21 protein-coding genes are annotated in these 21398 nt (G+C 42.3%); 2 read left to right on the forward strand and 19 right to left on the reverse strand.

Going from position 1 to position 21398, the window contains the following annotated elements:
• Positions 1–14: 14 nt before the first annotated feature.
• The 4 genes from G573_RS0110035 to G573_RS0110050 all read right to left on the reverse strand — a co-directional run bounded on the left by G573_RS0110035 (position 15) and on the right by G573_RS0110050 (position 3672).
• Positions 15–1265, reverse strand: coding sequence for a diaminopimelate decarboxylase (locus G573_RS0110035; protein WP_027976607.1), 1251 nt, complete (start codon positions 1263–1265; stop codon positions 15–17).
• A gap of 415 nt (positions 1266–1680) precedes the next feature.
• On the reverse strand, positions 1681–2370 hold the full coding sequence (locus G573_RS0110040) for a Bax inhibitor-1/YccA family protein (protein WP_027976608.1): 690 nt from the start codon (positions 2368–2370) through the stop codon (positions 1681–1683).
• Positions 2371–2392: 22 nt separating this feature from the next.
• Entirely contained in the window at positions 2393–2896 is a 504-nt protein-coding gene (locus tag G573_RS0110045) for an HD domain-containing protein (protein ID WP_027976609.1), read from the reverse strand.
• A gap of 35 nt (positions 2897–2931) precedes the next feature.
• Positions 2932–3672 carry a TrmH family RNA methyltransferase gene (locus G573_RS0110050; protein WP_027976610.1) on the reverse strand — a complete coding sequence of 247 codons (741 nt, stop codon included), beginning with the start codon at positions 3670–3672 and terminating at the stop codon, positions 2932–2934.
• 32 nt (positions 3673–3704) lie between these two features.
• On the opposite strand from G573_RS0110050, the gene G573_RS0110055 reads away from it, so the two are divergent.
• Positions 3705–3983, forward strand: coding sequence for an acylphosphatase (locus G573_RS0110055; RefSeq protein WP_027976611.1), 279 nt, complete (start codon positions 3705–3707; stop codon positions 3981–3983).
• Positions 3984–4073: 90 nt separating this feature from the next.
• Positions 4074–5012 carry a membrane protein insertase YidC gene (yidC, locus tag G573_RS0110060; protein WP_027976612.1) on the forward strand — a complete coding sequence of 313 codons (939 nt, stop codon included), beginning with the start codon at positions 4074–4076 and terminating at the stop codon, positions 5010–5012.
• Positions 5013–5071: 59 nt separating this feature from the next.
• On the opposite strand, the gene G573_RS0110065 is transcribed toward yidC, so the two are convergent.
• The 15 genes from G573_RS0110065 to fabD all read right to left on the reverse strand — a co-directional run bounded on the left by G573_RS0110065 (position 5072) and on the right by fabD (position 21261).
• Positions 5072–5626 carry an SdpI family protein gene (locus tag G573_RS0110065; protein ID WP_027976613.1) on the reverse strand — a complete coding sequence of 185 codons (555 nt, stop codon included), beginning with the start codon at positions 5624–5626 and terminating at the stop codon, positions 5072–5074.
• Positions 5627–5868: 242 nt separating this feature from the next.
• A complete protein-coding gene (greA, locus tag G573_RS0110070; RefSeq protein WP_027976614.1) occupies positions 5869–6351 on the reverse strand; it encodes a transcription elongation factor GreA in 483 nt (160 codons plus the stop codon).
• A 228-nt stretch (positions 6352–6579) separates the two neighbouring features.
• Positions 6580–8523 (reverse strand): endolytic transglycosylase MltG, encoded by a 1944-nt coding sequence (gene mltG / locus G573_RS0110075; RefSeq protein ID WP_027976615.1) that lies wholly within the window; start codon positions 8521–8523, stop codon positions 6580–6582.
• Positions 8524–8619: 96 nt separating this feature from the next.
• The gene (locus tag G573_RS0110080; RefSeq protein ID WP_027976616.1) at positions 8620–9111 is read right to left on the reverse strand and encodes a GNAT family N-acetyltransferase; all 492 of its coding nucleotides are present in this window, start codon (positions 9109–9111) and stop codon (positions 8620–8622) included.
• 53 nt (positions 9112–9164) lie between these two features.
• A complete protein-coding gene (murC, locus tag G573_RS0110085) occupies positions 9165–10496 on the reverse strand; it encodes a UDP-N-acetylmuramate--L-alanine ligase (protein ID WP_027976617.1) in 1332 nt (443 codons plus the stop codon).
• Positions 10497–10512: 16 nt separating this feature from the next.
• Entirely contained in the window at positions 10513–11103 is a 591-nt protein-coding gene (gene zapJ, locus G573_RS0110090) for a divisome accessory protein ZapJ (RefSeq protein WP_027976618.1), read from the reverse strand.
• A gap of 61 nt (positions 11104–11164) precedes the next feature.
• Positions 11165–14257 carry a pilus expression-regulating Snf2 family helicase gene (locus tag G573_RS0110095; RefSeq protein ID WP_027976619.1) on the reverse strand — a complete coding sequence of 1031 codons (3093 nt, stop codon included), beginning with the start codon at positions 14255–14257 and terminating at the stop codon, positions 11165–11167.
• A gap of 115 nt (positions 14258–14372) precedes the next feature.
• A complete protein-coding gene (locus tag G573_RS0110100) occupies positions 14373–15143 on the reverse strand; it encodes an acetyl-CoA carboxylase carboxyl transferase subunit alpha (RefSeq protein ID WP_027976620.1) in 771 nt (256 codons plus the stop codon).
• A complete protein-coding gene (gene accD / locus G573_RS0110105; RefSeq protein WP_027976621.1) occupies positions 15140–16006 on the reverse strand; it encodes an acetyl-CoA carboxylase, carboxyltransferase subunit beta in 867 nt (288 codons plus the stop codon). The genes G573_RS0110100 and accD overlap by 4 nt, the downstream gene beginning before the upstream one ends.
• An 8-nt stretch (positions 16007–16014) precedes the next feature.
• Entirely contained in the window at positions 16015–17385 is a 1371-nt protein-coding gene (locus tag G573_RS0110110; RefSeq protein ID WP_027976622.1) for an acetyl-CoA carboxylase biotin carboxylase subunit, read from the reverse strand.
• Between the two features lie 31 nt (positions 17386–17416).
• Positions 17417–17839, reverse strand: coding sequence for a 3-hydroxyacyl-ACP dehydratase FabZ (gene fabZ / locus G573_RS0110115; protein ID WP_027976623.1), 423 nt, complete (start codon positions 17837–17839; stop codon positions 17417–17419).
• Positions 17836–18309 (reverse strand): acetyl-CoA carboxylase biotin carboxyl carrier protein, encoded by a 474-nt coding sequence (gene accB, locus G573_RS0110120; protein ID WP_027976624.1) that lies wholly within the window; start codon positions 18307–18309, stop codon positions 17836–17838. Before accB ends, fabZ begins: the two co-directional genes overlap by 4 nt.
• A 3-nt stretch (positions 18310–18312) precedes the next feature.
• The gene (fabF, locus tag G573_RS0110125; RefSeq protein ID WP_027976625.1) at positions 18313–19545 is read right to left on the reverse strand and encodes a beta-ketoacyl-ACP synthase II; all 1233 of its coding nucleotides are present in this window, start codon (positions 19543–19545) and stop codon (positions 18313–18315) included.
• Between the two features lie 41 nt (positions 19546–19586).
• On the reverse strand, positions 19587–20324 hold the full coding sequence (gene fabG, locus G573_RS0110130; protein ID WP_027976626.1) for a 3-oxoacyl-[acyl-carrier-protein] reductase: 738 nt from the start codon (positions 20322–20324) through the stop codon (positions 19587–19589).
• 16 nt (positions 20325–20340) lie between these two features.
• Positions 20341–21261: an ACP S-malonyltransferase gene (gene fabD, locus G573_RS0110135; RefSeq protein ID WP_027976627.1), complete on the reverse strand. Its 921-nt coding sequence runs from the start codon at positions 21259–21261 to the stop codon at positions 20341–20343.
• Positions 21262–21398: the final 137 nt, after the last annotated feature.

Consider the following 21398-nt stretch of genomic DNA (forward strand, 5'->3'; position numbering starts at 1 on the left):
TGGCTCTCAAATCGTTAGCGATCAAAATTAAAACCATAAAGTGTTGCGAAATAATCCTCAGGCGTTTCTGCACGGCGAATCATTTTTGCTGACCCGTCTTCCCGAAGGAGAATTTCAGCCGAGCGCAGGCGGCCATTGTACTGATAACCCATGGAGAAACCGTGAGCTCCCGTATCATGAATAATCAGCGTATCCCCCACACGTGCTTGAGGGAGCTCCCGCTGCTTGGCAAACTTATCATTATTTTCACACAAACTGCCAACAATATCTACCATTTGCAGCTCTCCGTCAGGGTTACTGATGTTGGTGATATGGTGATATGCATCATACATGGCAGGGCGAAGCAAATTGACAGCACTGGCATCAACGCCGACATAGTGGCGGTATGTATCTTTCAGATGAAGAACTTTCGTGACCAGATGCCCGTGCGGAGCCAGCATAAAGCGTCCTAGTTCAGTGAAGATCCGAACTTCTCCCAAACCGTTGGGAACAAGAATCTGATCAAATTTTTGATGAACCCCTTCGCCAATTACCGCAATATCATTTTGCCTGTCAGCTGGTGAATAATCAATCCCGATCCCGCCCGACAGATTAATAAAATCAAGGCTGATACCTAAATTATCTTTTAACTCCACAGCCAATTCAAACAATTGTCCGGCTAAGGTCGGATAGTAGTCATTAGTGACGGTATTGGAAGCCAAAAAAGCATGCAGGCCAAAGGACTTAACCCCTTTTGCTTTTAAGTCCTGATAACCCTGAAAGAGCTGCTCTTTTGTCATTCCAAATTTTGACTCTTCAGGATGATCCATAATATCTGTTCCCAAAGCAAAAACACCGCCCGGATTATAACGAAGCGAGACCGTTTCCGGAAGTCCTGCCGCATCTTCCAAAAAGGCAATATGCTCATAAGCATCCAGATTGATCGTCGCATTGATCCGGCGCGCTAAGCGAAATTCTGATGCCTTGGTATCATTGGAGGTAAAGCTGATAGCCGAACTGTCAAAATGCAGTTTGTCAGCCATTTGCAATTCAACATCAGTTGCACAGTCAACCCCGCAGCCTTCTTCCTGTAAAATTTTAAGAATGGTCGGATTAGGGGTTGCCTTAACAGCAAAAAATTCCTTAAACCCTTGATTCCAAGCAAAGGCCTTATTAACAGCTCGGGCTGTCTCACGGATACCCTTTTCATCATAAAGATGAAAAGGGGTCGGAAACTGTGCCGTTATCTTATCTAACTGTTCTTTTGAAATAAAGGGTGTTTTCATAGCATCTCCCAAATTAATATTTTTATCATTATACCATAAAAAAGAGCGGGACAAAACTCTGTTTCCCCGCTCATTTCAAGTTTCGTTTTGCTGTAATTAATCCAGATGATAATCAAGGGCCGCAGAACAGACAGCCAGCTAAAAATGTAAAAGGAGAGTGGGACAAAAATCGGTAAATCGTGATAAAGTCACGATTTTGATTTTGTTGTCCCACCTCCGCACAGTTGATTAGGGGTTGACATGAACTAACGTTCATATAATTGGATATCCTCCAACAGTTCCCCAAACTGTTGGAGCTATCACTTGCGTAGCAAGGGATAAGGACCGCCAATCAACCACTGCGTCAATCTAGTAAATCTGGAATAATGCTAAAGAGTTTGAGACTTTTGTCCCAAACTCTCTTTGCCTTGCTGATTTAATCATTTCTGCCAAAGATACGCAGTAAATTGAGGAATAAATTGATAAAGTCTAAGTAAAGATTGAGTGCCATTGACACTGCCCAACCGTCACCGACATTGCCGCCAGTATATTCGTAAACACGTTTAATCATCTGGTTGTCATAAGCAATGAGGCCTGAGAAAATCAATACTGAAAGAATACTGATAATATAGCTCATAGCTCCGCTACCAATAAAGATATTGACTACGCTGGCAATGATGATGCCGATTAAAGCGGCTATCAAGGCCTTAGCCATACCTGACAGATCTTTTTTCACTGTCACACCGATCAGGGACATGGCAAAGAAAACAGCTGCCGACGAGACAAAGGCCTGCAGAACGGTCGTCTGCGTATAAAGGGCGATGATAAAGCTAAGCGTAAAGCCGTTTAAGGCCGAGTAAGTAAGAAACAGCGGCAGGGCTGCAGGACTGTTCTTACGGGCAGCGCTGCTTGCAACAAAGACAAGAGCCAGTTCCCCAAAAATCGCCAGATAATAAATCCAGGAAGCATTTGACATAATGGCTATCATATTATCCTGAAAAACATAGAGCATCAGATAGGAAACCAAGGCTGACAAACCGATTCCCATTCCGACCAAGCCGTAAATTTTGGCAAAGAAACTGCTTATGTTGCTGTCGCTTTGTGTATAAATTGTGTTATTATCCATTTGTTGTTTCTCCTAAAATATTCTAATGATTGTGACTGCCCAGAAACTTACGGCGCAGAATACGGCGCTTCTGCCACTTATTGCGCAGAGGCGTTATCGCTTCCTTAACAGCCCAGTATTTATCAACCATCGTCACGATATAGCCTTCTTTATAGCGGGGCGGAGCAATCGTAGCTCCCCACATATGCTTTAAGATAATATCTTCTTCTCTTTTATTGAGCTTGGTCACTTTGCGGGCATTTTTAACAGCGATTCTGGGGTGCACCCATGCATGTCCCTTATTAAATTTGGTATCACGCCAATCATAATAAAACAAATCGTGCAAGAGCCCTCCGCGGGCTGTGCTTCTGGCATCCCAGCCAAACTTTTTGGCAATCTTATAACTGGTATAGCTGACATTAATGGAGTGCTCTGAACGCGTTGAATGCTGATGCTGAACAATCCCATCCAGTTTTTTAAAGCGCGGATGATCAATTAAATGCCCGACCAGTTTCATGAATTCTTCGTCCTGTTCGTATTTCTTCATGACTGTCACCTCTTTATCTATTATATCATACCAGCTTAAATTAAGCTAAAAATAATTACAGCAGCAGCGATAGCAACATTCAGGCTCTCTGCCTGGCCGGGCATGTCAATATGAGCTAAAATATCTGCCTGTTCAGCCATTTCGCGAGAAATTCCCTGTCCCTCATTTCCCATGATAAGCGCAAAGTTTTCTTGCTGATCTAACCTTCTGTAATCCAGTGAATTTCCCGACAACGTCGTAGCAATGGTTAGCGTTCCGGCTTCTTTCAGGAGTACCATCACATCTGACAGATTAACCCTGTAAACAGGTAGATGAAAATGGCTGCCCTGCATGGAGCGAAGGGTCTTTAAATTGTAAATGTCAGCCGTTTTTTCAGAAATAAAAACAGCATCAAATCCCGCTGCATCAGCTGTCCGAATCATGGTGCCTACATTTCCGGGATCCTGAACATCTTCTAAAAGCAAGTATTTCCCGCGAAGATTTTGCGGCAGTTCCGGCCTTGGTAAGGCTATCTCAGCGACAATTCCCTGAGGGGTTTTCGAAGCTGACAGATCTTTTAAAATGTCCTCTGAAACAATAAAAACATTAGCTAAACCCTCAGTCCTAAAAGCATATTCCTGTAAGACAAAAATATTTAAAATCACAGCCCCATGAGCCTTAGCTTCTTCAAAAAGGTGCCAGCCCTCAATCAAGTAAGACTGTCTGCGGTATTTTTTTTGTAATAATTTTTTAGTTTTTTTAACCAAGGAATTGGCTTTTGAGGTTATAATAGTCATAAGGATATTATAGCAAAAAAGGAGGCAGAAGTATGCAAAAAGTCAGGTTAGTCGTTTCAGGCCGTGTTCAGGGTGTCGGCTTTCGCTATTCGACTTACAGCCTTGCCTTGGAAATAGGTGATATTTACGGCCGTGTCTGGAACAATGATGATGGAACGGTTGAAATTTTAGCACAGTCTGAAAGTCCCGAAAAAATGGCTAAATTTATTCAGGAAGTCAGAAAAGGTCCTTCCCCTTTTTCCAAAGTAACCTATGTAGACGTCAATATGGCTAATTTTGCTGATTACCACGACTTTAGAATGGCTAATTAATTTGCCCAAAAATCATGCTTAAGAACTATTGAGAATTTTCTTAAAAAACAGTAAAATAGATAGGTATTATTAAAACAAAGGAAGATTATCGTGAAAAAAACTTATAGACGACTTTTATTTTCAGGCTTAGCGCTGTCCATGCTCCTTTTCCTATCGGGCTGTGTACAGACTAAAAACGGCAAACCAACCGGTGAGGGCTGGGTTTATAACCTCTTAGTTGAGCCTATGGGCAATGTCATCAAGTATCTGGCCAATGATTTAGGAATCGGTTTTGGCTTTGCAATCATCATTGTGACGATTGTTGTCCGTCTGCTCATCTTGCCGCTGGGTCTGAGTCAAGTCCGAAAAATGACCTATCAAACCGAAAAAATGGCCTATCTCAAACCTGTTTTTGATCCCATTCAGGAGCGAATGAAGAAAGCTGAGACACAGGAAGAAAAGCTGGCTGCGCAGACTGAACTGATGGAAGCTCAGCGCCACTACGGCATCAACATGTTTGGCGGTTTCGGCTGCCTGCCTATCCTGATTCAAATGCCTTTCTTCTCGGCTCTTTTCTACGCTACCCGCTATACTAAGGGAATCTCCTCTCACAGCTTCCTTGGTATAAACCTTGGCAGTCCAAGCTTACTCATTACAGTCATCATCGGGATTCTTTATTTTGTCCAGTCATGGCTGTCAACGCGAAGCGTCTCTGAAGCACAGCAACAGCAAATGAAGGGAATGATGCTGGTCATGCCTCTTATGATGGTCTTCATCTCCATGAGTGCTCCTGCCGGAGGCGCTCTCTACTGGCTGATCAGCGGTGTCTTCGGACTCATTCAGCAATTACTGACCAATCACATTATTAAGCCAAAACTGCGGCAGCAAATTGATGAGGAATTTGAAAAAAATCCTCCTAAGCCATTTAAATCCAATGCTCGCAAGGATGTTACTCCCCAAAAAGCAGCGAACACCCAAGCCCAAGCTATCACAGCTCCTAAGAAGCATAAAGCAAAACGTAACGCCGGCAAACAGCGCAGCCGAAAATAAGACTGCCGCAATATCCTAAAAAAATGCTTGAAATCAAGCATTTTTTTGTGTCGCTAAATTTATTTTACATACTTTCTTTTTGAAGGATAAAACCAGATAGAATATATTATCGGTAGAATAAGCCATATAGAAAATGAAATCACTATTGCTGTTTGCATATCAAAGAAGTTAGAGAGAATCAAAAGCAGACAGCTGATTGGAATACTTAAATTTGCTAAAACTTTATGAGTTGCTTCCCAGTTGGCAGCATCATTTCGCGTTGAGAAAATCCTTATCCCAATAAAGGGATTGTAAGGAATATGAGAGCACAAACCACTAATAAAAATCATGCTGCTGCACAACAAGAACAAAAAAAGTTTACTCTCTGCATCTATTTGCGAATATACAAGGCTTAAAATCATAGTGAGATCAAGAGTCACTGTTGACAGCCATTTAAGCTTTTTCTTATATTTGCTGCCCGAGTAAATGTCTGATACTAAAATCTGAAAAGTAATAAAAGCAGTATATAATAAGCCAATTATCTTGGAATATTGAGAATAGGTTAGATAATAAATAAAGATAAAAAGGGGAAAAATGGCTAACATGGGGACAATTCTTTTATTCTTTTTTAACATAGATGCCTCTTTTACTATGTATTTACTGTAATTATAGCTCCTATCTTTTTATTTTTCAATAAAAGATAAGATCTATAGTATATGTAACTAAAGTATTATGAGCATAAAATTTTAGTCGCAGCAAATCATAAATATTACACTGCTACTAATTTAAAAAAATTTGTTTGAAAATATAAAAAAGGATGGAACAAAACGAACCACAGCGGCTGTCTGTCTCATCCTCTTTTTGACTATTTCTTCTTTTATTTTGATTTTCTTACTTTGATAATTTCAACGTCATAACTGCCTGCAGGTGACTCGATGGTTACCTTATCGCCGATTTTCTTGCCAATCAGGGCTTGGGCAATAGGACTTTCGTTAGAAATTTTTCCGGCAAAAACGTCAGCACCGGCAGCTCCGACGATTGAATAAGTATCTTCGTCGGTTGTACCGACTTCGCGGACAACGACAGTTTTACCAATAGCTACTTCATTTTTAGCAACAGCATCACTGTCAACAATCTCAGCATAACGAATCTTTGTTTCAATGCTTGAAATCTGTCCTTCAACAAAGGCCTGCTCATCTTTAGCAGCTTCATATTCACTGTTTTCTGATAAATCACCGTAAGAGCGGGCAATTTTAATGCGCTCAATAACCTCTGGACGGCGAACTAATTTTAAATCTTCAAGTTCCTGCTCAAGCTTTTCTTTTTCAGCAAGGGTCATTGCATACGTTTTTTCTGACATAGTTAATCTCTCTTTTCTATATGATAAATAATTTTAGACATGAAAAGGGAGTGGGACAAGCTCCTGCAAACGCTCAAGCTGCAAAGCTTGCCGTCCACCCCTGCAAAGCTGACAAATTCCCAAAAGTCATAAGACGATTTGGGAAAATAGTTCTAAAAAGTCAGCTGCTGCTGTCTTAAGGTAAGACTGTTAATATTTTAAAGCTGGAATTAAACATTCAGCAGTTCATTACTCACTGTTTGAGTCATCAATTTTCTTGTTGATATATTTTTCAACATTGGCAGAATGTTCTTCATAAGTTTTGGCATAGTATACTTCACCTGTGGTGACGTCTGCCACAAAATACAAATCATCCGTAGATTCCGGCTCTACTGCTGCTTTAATAGCCGACAGGCCGGGATTGTCTACTGCACCGGGCATCAAGCCTTTATTGGTGTAAACATTATAAGGCGACTTGATTTTGGTATTGATATTGGCATCCTCTTTCAAGGTTGTCTTTTCACCTAATTTTCCCATTGCATAAAGAACAGCAATGTTAGACTGAAGAGGCATGTCCTGATCTATACGATTATAGAAGACACCTGCAATTTTCTTGCGGTCATCATCTGTCGAACCTTCTTTTTCAACAAGAGAAGCCATCGCTAAAATTTCATTGACCGTTTTACCTTGTGACTCAATGGTATCATAATAATTTTGCATATTGGCATCCATAGCAGCCAGCATGCTGTCAATTAAATCTTCAACACTGGTCTTCTTCTCGTAATTATAAGTGGCCGGAAACAGATAGCCTTCCAACTGATAGGTCACCTTAGAAGAATCCGGCAGACTGCCTAAGAGTTTAGGATATTTCTTTACCATTTTGCTGATAAAATCCTTGTCCTGAACGGTCTTTAAAAATTCCTTGGAGGTAAAAGGCGTCTTATCCGTTTTTTTCTTAGTGTTGGCATTGCTCGTAACAGCCTTGGCAATCTGTTTGATGGTGTACCCTTCAGGAATCAAAACCTTGCCCAAAACAGGAGCCTGAGGTGTTGTTGTTCCGCCTTTTTGAAGAGCTTTAGCGATGTCATCTAAGGACATGCTCTTTTGTAAATTATAGTAGCCGCTCTGTAGATTGCCGTAATTGCGGAATTTGGTATAGTAATTGAAAACAGCTGCATTTTTGATAACGCCGGCTTTTTCAAGAATTTTACCGATCATCCGATTGCCGGAACCGCTTGGAATCTCTACCTGAACATACTTAGTAGATTTAGCATCCAAAGGCTTGAGAGCACTGGAGACATAATAATAACCAAAGAGACCTGTTCCTATCAGTAAAATAAGGATGAAGGTAATTAAGACAGTTGAAATCTTTCTTGCCAGTCTGTTGGTTTTCTTATGGCGCTGCTGCCTTCTCTGATTCAGATTGACTGCTGTGTCCTGAGGAGTCTTTTTATCTTTAGATTGCTGAGGTTTCTTAGTAATTTTTTGCACCTCCTCCTCTTCTTCTAATTTAGGAATTTCCTTATCTTTGACTGCCTTAGCTTCCTCTTTAGGCTGAGTCTTGGTTTCAGCCTTAGATGTTAAATCGGATACAGACAGCTCTTTGGTGTCTTCCTCTATGCTGCTTTGATGCTTTTCTACAAAATCAGCAGGCAGCTGCCAGTTTTCTGCTTCTCCGTCATCAAACCAAGTTCCTGTAGATTTCACTTTTACTTCTAAATTATTAGAAGGGTCATTGGCAATCAGTGTTTCTGAAACAGATTCAGCAGGGTTTGGATTAGCTGTCTCATTTTGGACAGATTCGGAAAGCTGAGATGCTTGGGCAGGAACCTCAGCTGTTTGAGGTGTTTTTTGATCAGTTGCTTTTTTCTCGGACGGATTGCTCGAATCAGGTGAGAAAACTTCATCTAAGTTGGCTAAGACATCATCAACCACTTGATCTGTAATCTTTCCCTCGGGGACCGGCATAACAGCCGCCGCATCCTCTTTGACTGCTGGCTGACCGGATGGCTCTTTAGAAAGCTGAGCATTATCGACAGAATAATCCTCAGAACTTTCGTTGCCCGACTGCTTGGCTTCGCGTTCTCTGCGCAAGCGGCTGGCTTTCTCCATATCTGCTAAAATTTGTTCTTTAAAACTTTTCGTCTGTTGAGCTTTTTTCTTCTCTTTGTCATTAAAGATATCATCAGTCAAAGCTTAACCTCCTAATGTTTATCACAGGCTATTATAACCTAAAAACGCTTTAAAGGCAATTTTATCAATTATTTATTACAGCTAAGTAACAAAAAGTTAGATCTCAGGATTCTCCCAAACCATATTGTACCAAGTGCTGCCGCCATGATTTGACAATGAAAGCCCCTCATCTGTAAAACCATTCATTTCATAATAAGAAATTAAATTATCATGACATGTCAGACTAATACCTATACGCTTCTGAGCCACAGCCAAGTCCTTAAGCGCTGCCAGTAAAGTTGTGCCAACTCCTTGTTTCTGAAAAGGTTTAGCGACAGAAAGACTGGTTACGGCAATGTAGCCGGACTGGTTTGGATTAGGCTGAACCCTTTGAAATAAATCATCCGTCAGGTAGCGGCTGGCAACGACAGGGCCTTCGATATAGCCCGCAAGCTGCCCGTCCTGTTCAGCCACTAAAAAAGTATCGGCTATGTTTTCAATCCGCTCTTTTATGACTTTCGGAGTTGCTGCCTCAGCAGATGAAAAATTTTCAGCTTCAATGCGGCTGACTTCCGCTAAATCAGCTAACTGAACTTGTCTAATCAGCATTTTATCTCCTTTCAGAAAAAAGGTCTTTACTAAAAAGTAAAGAAACCTTTATATTATTGTGTATTTTTTGTCAAGTTAGATAAGAGTTCTTCAAATGAACGCTCGTAAAGCTGGATATCTCCTGCTCCCATAAAGACATAGACAGCATTGTCATGGTCCAAAAGCGGAGACACGTTCTCAACAGTGATTACTTTGGCAGGTTTAACAATCTTTTCTGCCAAATCTTCTACTTTGACATCGCCATGATCTACCTCACGGGCAGAACCGTAAATCTGTGCCAAATAAACACTGTCAGCTTCATTTAAGGCTTGGGCAAAGTCATCTAAGAGCGCAATAGTCCTTGTAAAGGTGTGCGGCTGAAAAATGGCAACAATTTCTTTTGAAGGGTACTTTTGCCGAGCAGCATCAAGCGTTGCAATGATTTCAGTCGGATGGTGTGCGAAGTCATCAATGACCGTCGTATCATTAATGCGTTTTTCTGAAAAACGGCGTTTGACACCAGAGAAAGTCTTCAAATGCTGAGCCACCAATGCCATGTCAACACCGGCAGTGTATAAATTCGCGATAACAGCTGTCGCATTAAGCACATTGTGACGGCCAAAGGCTGGTATATGGAAACGTCCAAGCTCTTCTTGGCCGTGTTTGACCTTGAAATCAGAGCCCTTGGTATTTCTCATAATATCATAGGCAATAAAATCATTATCGTCCTTAAAGCCATAATAATAAATCGGTGCAGGCGATGTTATCTTACGCAGGTAAGGATCTTCTCCGTAGACAAAAAGACCTTTTTTAACTTGTTTGGCATAATCGTTGAAGGCATCAAAAACATCTTCAACACTTGTAAAGTAGTCCGGATGGTCAAAGTCAATGTTTGTGATAATAGAATATTCCGGATGATAAGGCATAAAGTGACGCTCATATTCATCAGATTCAAAAACAAAGTACTGACTGTTAGCCAAGCCGCGTCCTGTACCATCACCAATCAGATAGCTGGTGTCTGTAATATTTTTCAGCACATGAGCCAGAAGGCCTGTTGTGGATGTCTTGCCGTGAGCTCCTGCCACACCGAGGCTGGTAAATTGACGCATAAAGCCGCCTAAAAACTCATGGTAGCGTTTAAACTGATAGCCGTTTTTGACAGCATAGGCAACTTCAATATTATTGTCTTCCCGAAAGGCATTTCCTGCGATAATTTCCATATCATCAGTGATATTAGCTTCTGCAAAAGGCAGGATGGCAATGCCTGCTTTTTCAAGACCGTGCTGGGTAAAATAGTACTTATCCACATCACTTCCCTGCACCTTATACCCCATTTGATGGAGCATCAGTGCCAGGGCACTCATCCCTGAGCCTTTGATTCCAATAAAGTGAATGGTTTTAGACATGTTTTTAATTTCTCCTCTAGTTGACATCTTCAAGACGTTCCAAGTTTAACTCCTGAGCTACATGGCGCTCACGGTGTTCTTGTTTTTCTTTTTGATTATAGATCTGGCTGTTTTTTAAAAAGTCGTAATTATTCTTTTTAACATCTTTTCTTGAAGGATTTTCCGGCTCTGAATAGTTCTTGGGCAGCTCAGCCAAAATATAAAAATCCTGATGTAAATGATTTGAAAAACGGCCTAATTCAGTCTTGGGAGCCGGCACCTCTTTTTCAGATGTCTTGATCATCCCTTTAGAAACTGGTCTGCTATAATCATTTGCAATGAAAGACTGACGCTTTTTTTTCAGATCTTGACGCGCTTTTTCACGGGCAATTTCAGCATAGGTTTTTCCTGCCTTTTGCGTCTTAATCCGCTCCGAAGCCACTTCTTGAGGATTGGGGTTATCAGGAATAAACTGATAACCTTGAGTTACATCGTCATAAACCTTATCTTCATAAGGACCGTGAATATTAGTGATCAGGTCTTCATTTTCATATAAACGCATTATCTTAGCAATTTCAACGACAGCCTCATCATCCGCAACCAAGGGAAATTTTCTTTTACGACCCATTAACTCACATCCTTTCTGAAACATTCCTATTATAAACTAAAAATAACATTTTTGAAAGACATCACACAGAAATTCCTAAAATTTCTTTGATTTCTTCGATGCTCATGCTGGCGCGTGTTTCATTTCCGTCTAAAACAGTGGTCACCAGATTTTTTTTGCTTTCTTGCAGCTCTAAGATTTTTTCTTCAATCGTTCCCCGCGTAATCATGCGGTAAACTTCAACATTTTCCTTTTGCCCGATACGATGGGCGCGGCTGATTGCCTGCATTTCCACAGCGGGATTCCACCATAAATCAATCAAAACAACAGTATCTGCTCCTGTCAGATTGAGGCCGACACCACCTGCTTTTAGGGAAATTAAAAAGATATCTTTGCTGCCATTGTTGAAGGCGCGTGTCATCTCCTGACGCTCATTAGCCGGGGTAGAGCCTGTCATTTTATAGCTGGTCAGACCAAGAACAGCCATTTCTTCTTCTGCCAAATCCAGCATATTGCGGAACTGAGAAAAGATTAAGGCCCTATGACCGCTTTCTTTGATCTGCTGCAGGAGTTCCCTCAGACTGGCCATTTTCCCGCTGTCTCCATCATAAGACATAAAGAGTTTTGGCGTATCGCAAATCTGACGCAGGCGTGTAATGCCGGAGAGAATCTCAATTTTCCGGCGATTGATTTCAGCATCAGAAGACTGCCGGATATTGTCCTGCATCTGGCGGAGCTGTGCCAAATAAATGGCCTTTTGACTGTCTGCCAGTTCATTGTGATAATTAATTTCAGTTAAATCCGGAAGCTCCGGCAAGACATCTTCCTTGCGGCGGCGCATGACAAAAGGCTTGATATAGCGGGCAACCCTTTGAGGCTCCATTTTTAAAAATGTTTTCTTTGCCGGCAAAAGACCCGGCAAAACAATCTGAAAAATGGACCAAATTTCTAACAGCTTATTTTCAATCGGTGTTCCAGAAAGAGCAAAGCAGTTTTTAACTTCAAAAGCACGAAGGCTCTGTGCAATCTTAGTCTGGGTATTTTTCATGACCTGTGCTTCATCTAGTATTAAATAATCAAAGCGTCTTTTTTGGTAAAGGTCAAAATCCTGGCGGAAGGAAGCATAGCTGGTAATTGTCACCTGATGGTTTTCAGCAATAACCTCATCTCTCACTGCCTTGAGGCCGTAGGAGACAGCCACATCTAAATCAGGCGTAAATTTTTGACATTCGTCCTTCCAGTTATAAATTAAACTGGACGGTGATAAAATCAAAACCTTGGAGTCCTTAGTGAGACTGCTTGTCAAGAAGGTCAGGGTCTGCAAGGTCTTTCCCAGTCCCATATCATCGGCTAAAATACCGCCAAAACCGTACTTATCAAGCATAGACATCCATCTCACACCTTTGAGCTGATAATCGCGCAGGCTGGCATTAACCTTGAAATCCGGCAGTGAAAATTCTTCCGGATGACGCAAATCCTTGACTAACTGAGCAAAATCTTGGGAGAATTGGACATTTCCTACATCCTGCAAGGCATCAGAAACTTGATAGGCAGCAATCTTACTGACCTCAAGATGGCCGTTATGGCGTTTTTTCGCACGCAGATTTTGCAGAGCCTGACTGACCTTTTGAGTTTCTTCATCAAAAAGAACCAATTTCCCAGACTTGCTGACAAAGTAGGAACGATTTTCAAAAAGAGCTGTCAGAGCATCATCAATATCACTCTCAAAAATACTTGAAAAATCAAAGGAAATATCCAGCAAGCCTTGATTCGTTTTAATATCAATCCTTGGTTTTTCCAGATAGCGCAGGGCCTCAAGCGACGCAGAAAGATTAACCTTGCCGATACGTTCAAAATGGTTCAGCGTTTCCGTGAAAAAGCTGTAAAGTTCCTGAGCTTTCAGAGGCGGGTGATAGGCAGTAAATCCCTTTGAAAAACCATAAAGTTCAAGAAGGTTGGCAATTTTCTTTTCCTTTTTAAAATGACTGGCAAAAGGCAGAGCTTCTTTTTCTTCCTGACTGGAAACTTTAACTTGTCCGTAATCAAATACCAAATGCAGCACAAGTTCTTGATTGCTTGACAGATCAAAATTAAAAATAACCTCAAAATCACGGATATCAAAACTGGCAGGTGCTTCAACCCTGCCCAGCTTTTTAAAATCCAAAAGACTGGTCGCAAGCTTTGCCTGATCTTCAAAATCAAAGTAGATATGCTTAGCCAGATCTTCTTCTAAAGGCAGGCTTTTAATGGCAGCAGCTACTTTTCTTTGCTTGGAATCGAGGTGATAAAAGGTGTTATGATAAAGCAAATACTGATTATCAAAGAAAAATTTTACAGGCTTTTCATTGATAATCAGCTCAATAGACTGACGGTGAACCGTCACCTTAAACTGATACAGCTGCGCTGAACTGTCTAATTCCTTGAAGTTCAAATCGTGATAGGTTTGCGACTCGCCTTCAAAAGAGAACTCATAAAGATCATTTAAGAGACTGACACCTTCTTCAAAAAAACCGCTTGGCAAGGCCAAATTGCGAGCATGATTGGGCAGTAAAAAGTCTGTATCGGCACGAGCCGTATCAGGAACAATGCGCCACAAAAATTCAATCAATTCCTGACTGGCCTCATCAAACTGCAAAAGAGAGAGCGGCTCATAATAATTTTTGCCTATTTGGTAATAGGATTCCTTTTTGACAACAGTCAAAAAAGCCTTAATATCACGGATAACATAGGAGCGCTTGTCAGGCAGGCGGTTGAGCTTTAAAGTCCACCAAAAATCTGCCGAAAAAGGACTCTGACTGCCCTGGGCGGACAGACGGTATTTGACACTGTCGTCTTCATTCATTGTCAAGCCATCAAGAAAAAGGCTGCCAAAAGAAGTCTTCTCTTTTCTCTCTTCCAGATCCTGTTCATCAGCGATAAGGTTATCGGCCAGATCCTTCCCTTTGGGATGATTCTTTAGATAGTGTTCAACAGCTGCTAAGTGGGAACAATAGCCCTTTTTTTGAAACATATCGCAAGGACAGGAAACAAGATCATCTTCGAGAGAATAGCAGACTCTGCAGTCAGCAACCTGTGCAATCAAAAAATTATCTTCTTCCTCTAAAATAGAGACTAAATGCTGTTCGTAAAAGTGGATGCCCTCATTACGGACACGTCCGGGAATCAATCTACTCATCGTTTTTCCGCCTTTATCCTTATCCCTCAATTATACCATATCTCTAAGGACTTTTCTTGGCTGAAAATCTCTTTTAAAAAAATAGAAAAATCTCACCTTAAGATGAGATTAACTGTTAATATTTTCTAAAACGCTGGTAACGTTCTTCCAGCAAATCAGCTACATCCAGCTGTTCAAGTTTATTGAGTTCTTCAATCAAATTGGTCTTCATCATTTGAACAATTTCGCTTGAAAAATAGCCATGTTCAGGAATAACCTTATCTACAACTCCCATTTTGAGCAGTTCGCCGGCGGTGATCTTCATTAATTCAGCAGCTTCAATAGAACGGCTGCCGTCTTTCCAAAGAATGGAAGCAAAACCTTCCGGGCTCAAAACAGCATACATGGTATGCTCAAGCATCCAAACCCTGTCTGCAACAGCCAGAGCTAAGGCTCCGCCGGATCCGCCTTCACCGATAATAATAGCGATAATCGGCACTTTAAGGTCGCTCATTTCTAACAAGTTGCGGGCAATGGCTTCTCCCTGACCTCTTTCTTCTGCTCCAACGCCAGGATAGGCTCCTGCCGTATTAATCAGTGTAACCACAGGCCTTTTGAATTTTTCTGCCTGCTTCATCAAGCGCAAAGCCTTGCGATAGCCCTCAGGATTTGGCTGACCAAAATTGCGGTTAAGATTATCCTGCAGATTTTTTCCCTTTTGAACACCGATAACTGTAACCGGCTTGCCATCTAGCAGTCCAATACCGCCGACAATCGCACCGTCATCTGCAAAATGGCGGTCGCCATGCAATTCCATAAAGTCATCAAAGATCTGCTCAGCATAATCCAGAGTTGTCAAACGCGACTGGTTGCGAGCTTCTTTGAGTATTCTTGACACATTACTCATTTGCCACCTCCATGAAATGCAAGCAGTTTTGCAATCGTTTCTTTCATGTCTGTTCGTTTGACGATAGCATCAACAAAGCCATGTTCTAACAGAAACTCAGCCTTTTGAAACTTTTTAGGCAGGGTTTCACGGACAGTTGTCTCAATAACACGGCGTCCGGCAAAACCAATCAAAGCCTGAGGTTCTGCCAAGATAATATCGCCTTCCATAGCAAAGCTGGCTGTTACACCGCCGGTTGTAGGGTCTGTCAGCACTGTTAAGTAAAAAAGGCCTGCATTAGAATGACGTTTTACTGCTGCTGAGACTTTAGCCATTTGCATCAGACTCATAATGCCTTCCTGCATGCGGGCACCGCCAGAGGCTGTAAAAATAACAACCGGCAGGAGCTCTGCTCTTGCATATTCAAACAGACGGGTAATTTTCTCACCAACAACCGTTCCCATCGAAGCCATAATGAAATTAGAGTCCATGATAGCAAGAGCTGCTTTTTGTCCGGCAAAAGCAGCTGTTCCTGTCATGACAGCTTCATCAAGACCTGTCTTGGCTCGAGCAGCCGCCAATTTTTCCTTATAATCAGGAAAATCAAGGGGATCCTTTGTTTCAATACCTGTAAACATTTCTTGAAAAGATCCCTCATCAACTGTAATCGCTAAGCGTTCCTGAGCTGAGATACGAAAATTATAAGAACACTTGGGACAGATTTTGGCTAAACCAAGGTCCTTTTGATAAATCATGTGTTTGCAAGCCGGACACTTATCAAACAGCTCATCTGGAACTTCCGGTGTTTCCCGAGGTTCTGTCCGTTTCATAGAACGCTGAGGATTTATACGGATATACTTATTTTTTCTTTCAAATAAAGCCATATCAACACCTATTCTTTATCCTCTGTATAAGCCGGCAAAAAAGTCTCCATCAAAAAAGATGTATCATAGTCACCGGCAATAACATTTGAATTAGAAATTAAATCAAGCTGGAATTCAGCATTTGTAACGACACCGCTCACTTCAAACTCATATAAAGCACGCTGCATCTTCATCAGAGCATCAAAGCGATTTTCTCCGTGAACGATAATTTTGGCAATCATGCTGTCATAGTAAGGCGGGATGGTGTAATTATTGTACATGGCACTGTCAACACGCAGACCGACACCGCCGCTTGGCAGGAAAAGATCATTAATCTTGCCCGGACTGGGAGCAAAATTAAATCTAGGATTTTCTGCATTAATCCGGCATTCAATAGCATGGCCGCAAATCCGGATGTCATCCTGCTGATAAGCTAATTCCTGGCCTGCAGCAATGCGAATCTGTTCCTTTACAATATCAACACCGGTAACGAATTCTGTCACCGGATGCTCAACCTGAACACGTGTATTCATTTCCATGAAATAGAATTCCCCGGACGCCTCATCTAAAAGGAATTCAATGGTGCCGGCATTTTCGTAATTAACCGCCTTTGCGGCCCGAACAGCAGCATCTCCCATTTTACCGCGTAAGGTCTTACCAATGGCAATAGAAGGGCTTTCTTCCAGAACTTTTTGATTATTACGCTGGAGTGAGCAGTCGCGCTCTCCAAGGTGAATAATATGACCGAAAGAATCTCCTAAAATTTGCACTTCAATATGACGTGCCGGGTAGATAACTTTTTCCAAGTACATGGCACCATTGCCAAAAGCTGCCAGAGCTTCTTGGGAAGCCGACTCAAAGGCCGCCGTTAAGTCTTCTTTTTTATCAACCTTGCGAATGCCCTTGCCGCCACCGCCGGCAGACGCTTTCAGCATAACCGGATAGCCAATCTTATCAGCAATTTTCAAGGCCTCTTCAGCCGTGAAAACTTCACCGTCAGAACCCGGGATAACAGGGACCTCAGCCTTGATCATTTCAGCACGCGCATTGATTTTATCCCCCATTTTATCCATAACGGCAGCTGCCGGACCGATAAACTTAATCCGCATCTCTTCGCACATCGTTGCAAACTTAGAATTTTCACTTAAAAAACCAAAACCTGGATGAATGGCCTCAGCTCCGGTTACAATGGCCGCCGATAAAACAGCATTCATATTAAGATAAGAATCTGTTGATTTAGCCGGCCCAATACACACAGCCTCATCTGCTAAGAGGGTGTGAAGCGAGTCTTTATCTGCTTCTGAATAGACTGCAACAGTCGTAATTCCTAATTCTCTGGCTGCGCGGATAATACGCACAGCAATTTCACCACGATTGGCAATCAAAATTTTCTTAAACATGATGATGCATTTCTCCTAAGGTTTTAATGTATTAATTCCCCAACGCAAAAGTCAGCGTTCCGCTTGCCGCCAGTTTTCCATCTACTTCCGCTTTTGCTTCAACAACAGCAATCGTTCCGCGGCGCTTAACAAACTTGGCCGTCATGACGAGCTGATCGCCGGGAACCACTTGTTTTTTAAACTTCACCTTGTCCATACCTGCGTAAAAAACAAGCTTACCTTTATTTTCTTCTTTTGACAGTTCAAGGACACCTGCAGTCTGTGCCAAAGCTTCCATAATCAAAACGCCCGGCATCACAGGATATTGAGGAAAGTGACCGTTGAAAAAGGGTTCATTGATTGTCACATTTTTAATGGCAACAATTTCATCATCACTGATTTCAAGAACACGATCAACTAATAACATAGGGTAACGGTGAGGAAGCGCCTCACGAATCTTATTAATATCAATCATTTGATACGTACCAGTCCTTTTCCAAATTCAACCACTTCTTCATTTGTTACTAAAATTTCCGTGACAACACCGTCTTTTGGTGCAGGCACTTCATTCATCACTTTCATAGCCTCAATGATAAGCAGCGTCTGTCCTTTTTTGACCTGATCGCCAACAGAAACAAAGGCTGGTTTGTCAGGAGCCGATGCGAGGTAAGCCACTCCAACCAAGGGACTCTCAACAACATCGCCTTCAGCCGCAGCCACTGTTGGCTCTTCAACAAGGGGAGCCGGAGCTTCTGCTGCTTGAGGAGCCGGGGTTGAAACCGCTGCAATTGGAGTAGCCGCTTCAGTCACAGCTGCAGGAGGAACTGCTGCAACTGATTCATTTTTGCTGAAGACAAGGGCTTCACCGTTGTTATTATAGGAAAATTCACGCAAACTGGAGCTGTCAAACTGACTCATCAAATCTTTGATTTCTGAAATATTCATGAATTAGGCCTCCCAGCGTTTGAAAGCCAGAACAGCATTGTGACCGCCAAAGCCAAAAGTATTGGAAATAGCATAGTCTACTGCTGTCTCGCGGCCTTCGCCCATGATAACGTCAGCTTCAATATCTTCGGATACTTCCTTAGTACCAGCCGTCATAGGCAAGAAGTTGTGGCGTATTGCTTCAATGGTTGCAATAGCTTCTACAGCACCAGCTGCACCCAGCAGGTGTCCTGTGAAAGATTTCGTTGAGGATACTGGGACATCTTTGCCTAAAACAGCAACAATAGCCTGACTTTCCCCTTTTTCATTAGCTTGGGTTGAAGTTCCGTGAGCATTGACATAGCCAACTTGATTAGGTTCAATACCTGCTTCTTTAATAGCCAGCTTCATTGCTTTTGCGGCACCGGAGCCATCCGGTCTTGGTGTTGTCATATGGTAAGCATCGCAGTTGCTGCCATAGCCGACAACCTCAGCTAAAATAGTAGCACCGCGTTCTTGGGCATGCTCTAAACTTTCAAGAACAAGCACCCCTGCCCCTTCTCCCATGACAAAACCATTGCGGTCTTTATCAAACGGAATAGCAGAGCGTTCAGGATCTTCTGTGGTAGACAGAGCCGTAAGAGCGTTGAAACCACCGATACCGATTCTAGTAATAGAAGCTTCTGATCCGCCGGCTAAGACAACATCCTGAAAACCGTATTTAATTTCACGGAAAGCTTCTCCGATAGCGTCATTTGCTGATGCGCAGGCAGTTGTAATAGACTTACATACCCCTTGAGCACCGATCTTAAGAGCGATGTTACCTGCACCCATATTTGACAGAGCCTTAGGAATAAACATCGGCTTAATGCGTTTCATACCGCGTTCATGCATACGAATGATTTGATCTTCTAATTCCTGCAGACCGCCGATACCCGATGATACGATGACACCGACACGGTCACGAACTGTTTTAGCCATATCAAGCGCAGCATTTTCCAAAGCTTCCATAGCAGCATAGATAGCATAAAGAGAATAGTCATCCATTCTGTTTCTGTCTTTTTTCACAAAATACTTATCAAATGGAAAATCTTGGATTTCTCCGGCATTGAAAACCGGAATTTCTGAAGCATCAAATTTAGTAATAGGTTTGATACCAATTTTTCCGTCATGAAGACTGTTCCAAAACTCTTCTGGTGTATGTCCGATTGGTGAAGTAACGCCGTAACCAGTTACGACAACTCTTTGTAATGTCATATTGTTCTCCTTTATTGGGGGAAATTTAGTTATCTTATCAATTATGATTGCATGGTCATGCCGCCGTCAATGGCAATAACCTGGCCTGTCAGATAATCCTGCTGAGCCAAAAAGAGTGCAACCTCGGCTACATTGTCTGTTGTTCCAAATCGTTTCATGGGAATTTGATTCAGCATGGCATCTTTCATTTTATCAGGGATACGATCGGTCATGTCAGACTCGATAAAGCCTGGCGCGATTGCATTGACACGCACATTTCTGGCTGCCGCTTCACGGGCAACAGACTTTGTAAAGCCAATCAAACCAGCCTTGGAAGCTGCATAATTAGCCTGACCGACATTGCCGGCAAGTCCGACAACACTGGACATGTTGATAATGGCACCCTGACGAGCCTTAGTCATTGGTTTCAGCACAGACTTTGTCATATTAAAGCTGCCGGTCAAATTAATCTTCAGAACTTTTTCAAAGTCCTCTTCGGTCATTTTTAACACGAGTTTGTCATTGGTGATACCCGCATTATTAACCAAGATATCAACACTTCCGAGTGCTTCAACCGCCTCATCAACCATGCGCTTAGCATCGTCGAAATGCGACACATCGCCTGAAATAGCTGCGACAGTAACGCCGTAATCCTTGAATTCTGCAATCAGATCTTCCGAGATCTCTGAACGTCCGTTCAAGACAACATTGGCTCCGGCCTGAGCAAATTTATGCGCAATCGCTAGGCCAATACCTCGAGTTGAGCCTGTGATAAAAACATTTTTATTTTTAATTTCCATTTCTGTCGTTACCTTTCTAATTTTCCAAAAGGGCCTGCAGACTTGCTAAGTCTTCAACAGCTGAGACTTTAGCGGATTTATCTATTTTTTTCATAAAGCCGCTTAAGACCTTACCGGGACCGACTTCAATGTAGTCATCCACGCCAAACTCCTGCATAACCGCAATAGAGTCATAAAAACGCACAGGCTCTTTCACCTGACGGGCAAGTAAGCTTTTAATCTCATCTTTTTGCATGATTTCAGCTTTAGTGTTGCCGACTAAGGGAATATCAAAATCAGAAAAGTCAACAGTTTCTAAAACTTCTGCCAATTTTTGGCTGGCCGGTTCTAACAGTGCGGTATGGAAAGGTCCGGAAACCTTAAGAGGAATGAGACGCTTGCTGCCGGCTTCTTTCAGCAGAGCTACAGCATAGTCAACTGCAGCAGCCTCTCCGCCGATAACAATCTGAGCCGGTGTATTATAATTAGCCGGCGTCACAATGCCTTTGCTGCTTGCCTTTTGGCACACATCTTCAATTACTTTTGGGTCAGTGTTCATGACAGCAACCATTTTTCCAGTACCTGAAGGTGCCGCTGTTTCCATGAATTCACCGCGCTTAGCGACTAAACTCAGCGCATCTCCAAAGGAAATTGCTCCGGCCGCGACAAGCGCTGAATATTCACCCAAAGAAAGTCCGGCTACAATATCAGGCTGACAGCCATTTTCTTTCAAAAGACGGTAGATGGCTACCGAGGTTGTTAAAATAGCAGGCTGCGTATAACGTGTTTGATTCAGCTTTTCTTCATCACTATCAATCAACGCACGCACATCATAGCCTAACACCGATTCAGCTGCTTGAAAAGTCTCTTTGACAACTGGATAGGTTTCATATAGATCCCTTGCCATGCCAAGCTTTTGAGCACCCTGACCGGCGAATAAAAATGCTGTTTTAGTCATAACTAAGATATCAAAGTCGGCTGGAGTGCAGGAAAAAACAAACCATTTCAGAAACTGCTGTTCCTGAGGCAGCCTGACCTAAAATAGCTGCAATCTGCATACTGCTAAGGTCTGGCAGCTGTGCTTTTTCAGCTCTC

Source organism: Streptococcus devriesei DSM 19639, assembly GCF_000423725.1.
Taxonomy (GTDB): Bacteria; Bacillota; Bacilli; order Lactobacillales; family Streptococcaceae; genus Streptococcus; species Streptococcus devriesei.

Coding starts and splice junctions, on each gene's coding strand:
- accB (WP_027976624.1), bottom strand. CDS start 18,309: ATGAATATTTCAGAAATCAAAGATTTGATGAGTCAGTTTGACAGCTCC.
- fabG (WP_027976626.1), bottom strand. CDS start 20,324: ATGGAAATTAAAAATAAAAATGTTTTTATCACAGGCTCAACTCGAGGT.
- G573_RS0110110 (WP_027976622.1), bottom strand. CDS start 17,385: ATGTTTAAGAAAATTTTGATTGCCAATCGTGGTGAAATTGCTGTGCGT.
- accD (WP_027976621.1), bottom strand. CDS start 16,006: ATGGCTTTATTTGAAAGAAAAAATAAGTATATCCGTATAAATCCTCAG.
- G573_RS0110045 (WP_027976609.1), bottom strand. CDS start 2,896: ATGAAGAAATACGAACAGGACGAAGAATTCATGAAACTGGTCGGGCAT.
- G573_RS0110050 (WP_027976610.1), bottom strand. CDS start 3,672: ATGACTATTATAACCTCAAAAGCCAATTCCTTGGTTAAAAAAACTAAA.
- G573_RS0110040 (WP_027976608.1), bottom strand. CDS start 2,370: ATGGATAATAACACAATTTATACACAAAGCGACAGCAACATAAGCAGT.
- G573_RS0110100 (WP_027976620.1), bottom strand. CDS start 15,143: ATGAGTAATGTGTCAAGAATACTCAAAGAAGCTCGCAACCAGTCGCGT.
- fabF (WP_027976625.1), bottom strand. CDS start 19,545: ATGACATTACAAAGAGTTGTCGTAACTGGTTACGGCGTTACTTCACCA.
- fabD (WP_027976627.1), bottom strand. CDS start 21,261: ATGACTAAAACAGCATTTTTATTCGCCGGTCAGGGTGCTCAAAAGCTT.
- G573_RS0110065 (WP_027976613.1), bottom strand. CDS start 5,626: ATGTTAAAAAAGAATAAAAGAATTGTCCCCATGTTAGCCATTTTTCCC.
- greA (WP_027976614.1), bottom strand. CDS start 6,351: ATGTCAGAAAAAACGTATGCAATGACCCTTGCTGAAAAAGAAAAGCTT.
- G573_RS0110035 (WP_027976607.1), bottom strand. CDS start 1,265: ATGAAAACACCCTTTATTTCAAAAGAACAGTTAGATAAGATAACGGCA.
- G573_RS0110095 (WP_027976619.1), bottom strand. CDS start 14,257: ATGAGTAGATTGATTCCCGGACGTGTCCGTAATGAGGGCATCCACTTT.
- murC (WP_027976617.1), bottom strand. CDS start 10,496: ATGTCTAAAACCATTCACTTTATTGGAATCAAAGGCTCAGGGATGAGT.
- G573_RS0110080 (WP_027976616.1), bottom strand. CDS start 9,111: ATGCTGATTAGACAAGTTCAGTTAGCTGATTTAGCGGAAGTCAGCCGC.
- zapJ (WP_027976618.1), bottom strand. CDS start 11,103: ATGGGTCGTAAAAGAAAATTTCCCTTGGTTGCGGATGATGAGGCTGTC.
- G573_RS0110055 (WP_027976611.1), top strand. CDS start 3,705: ATGCAAAAAGTCAGGTTAGTCGTTTCAGGCCGTGTTCAGGGTGTCGGC.
- fabZ (WP_027976623.1), bottom strand. CDS start 17,839: ATGATTGATATTAATAAGATTCGTGAGGCGCTTCCTCACCGTTACCCT.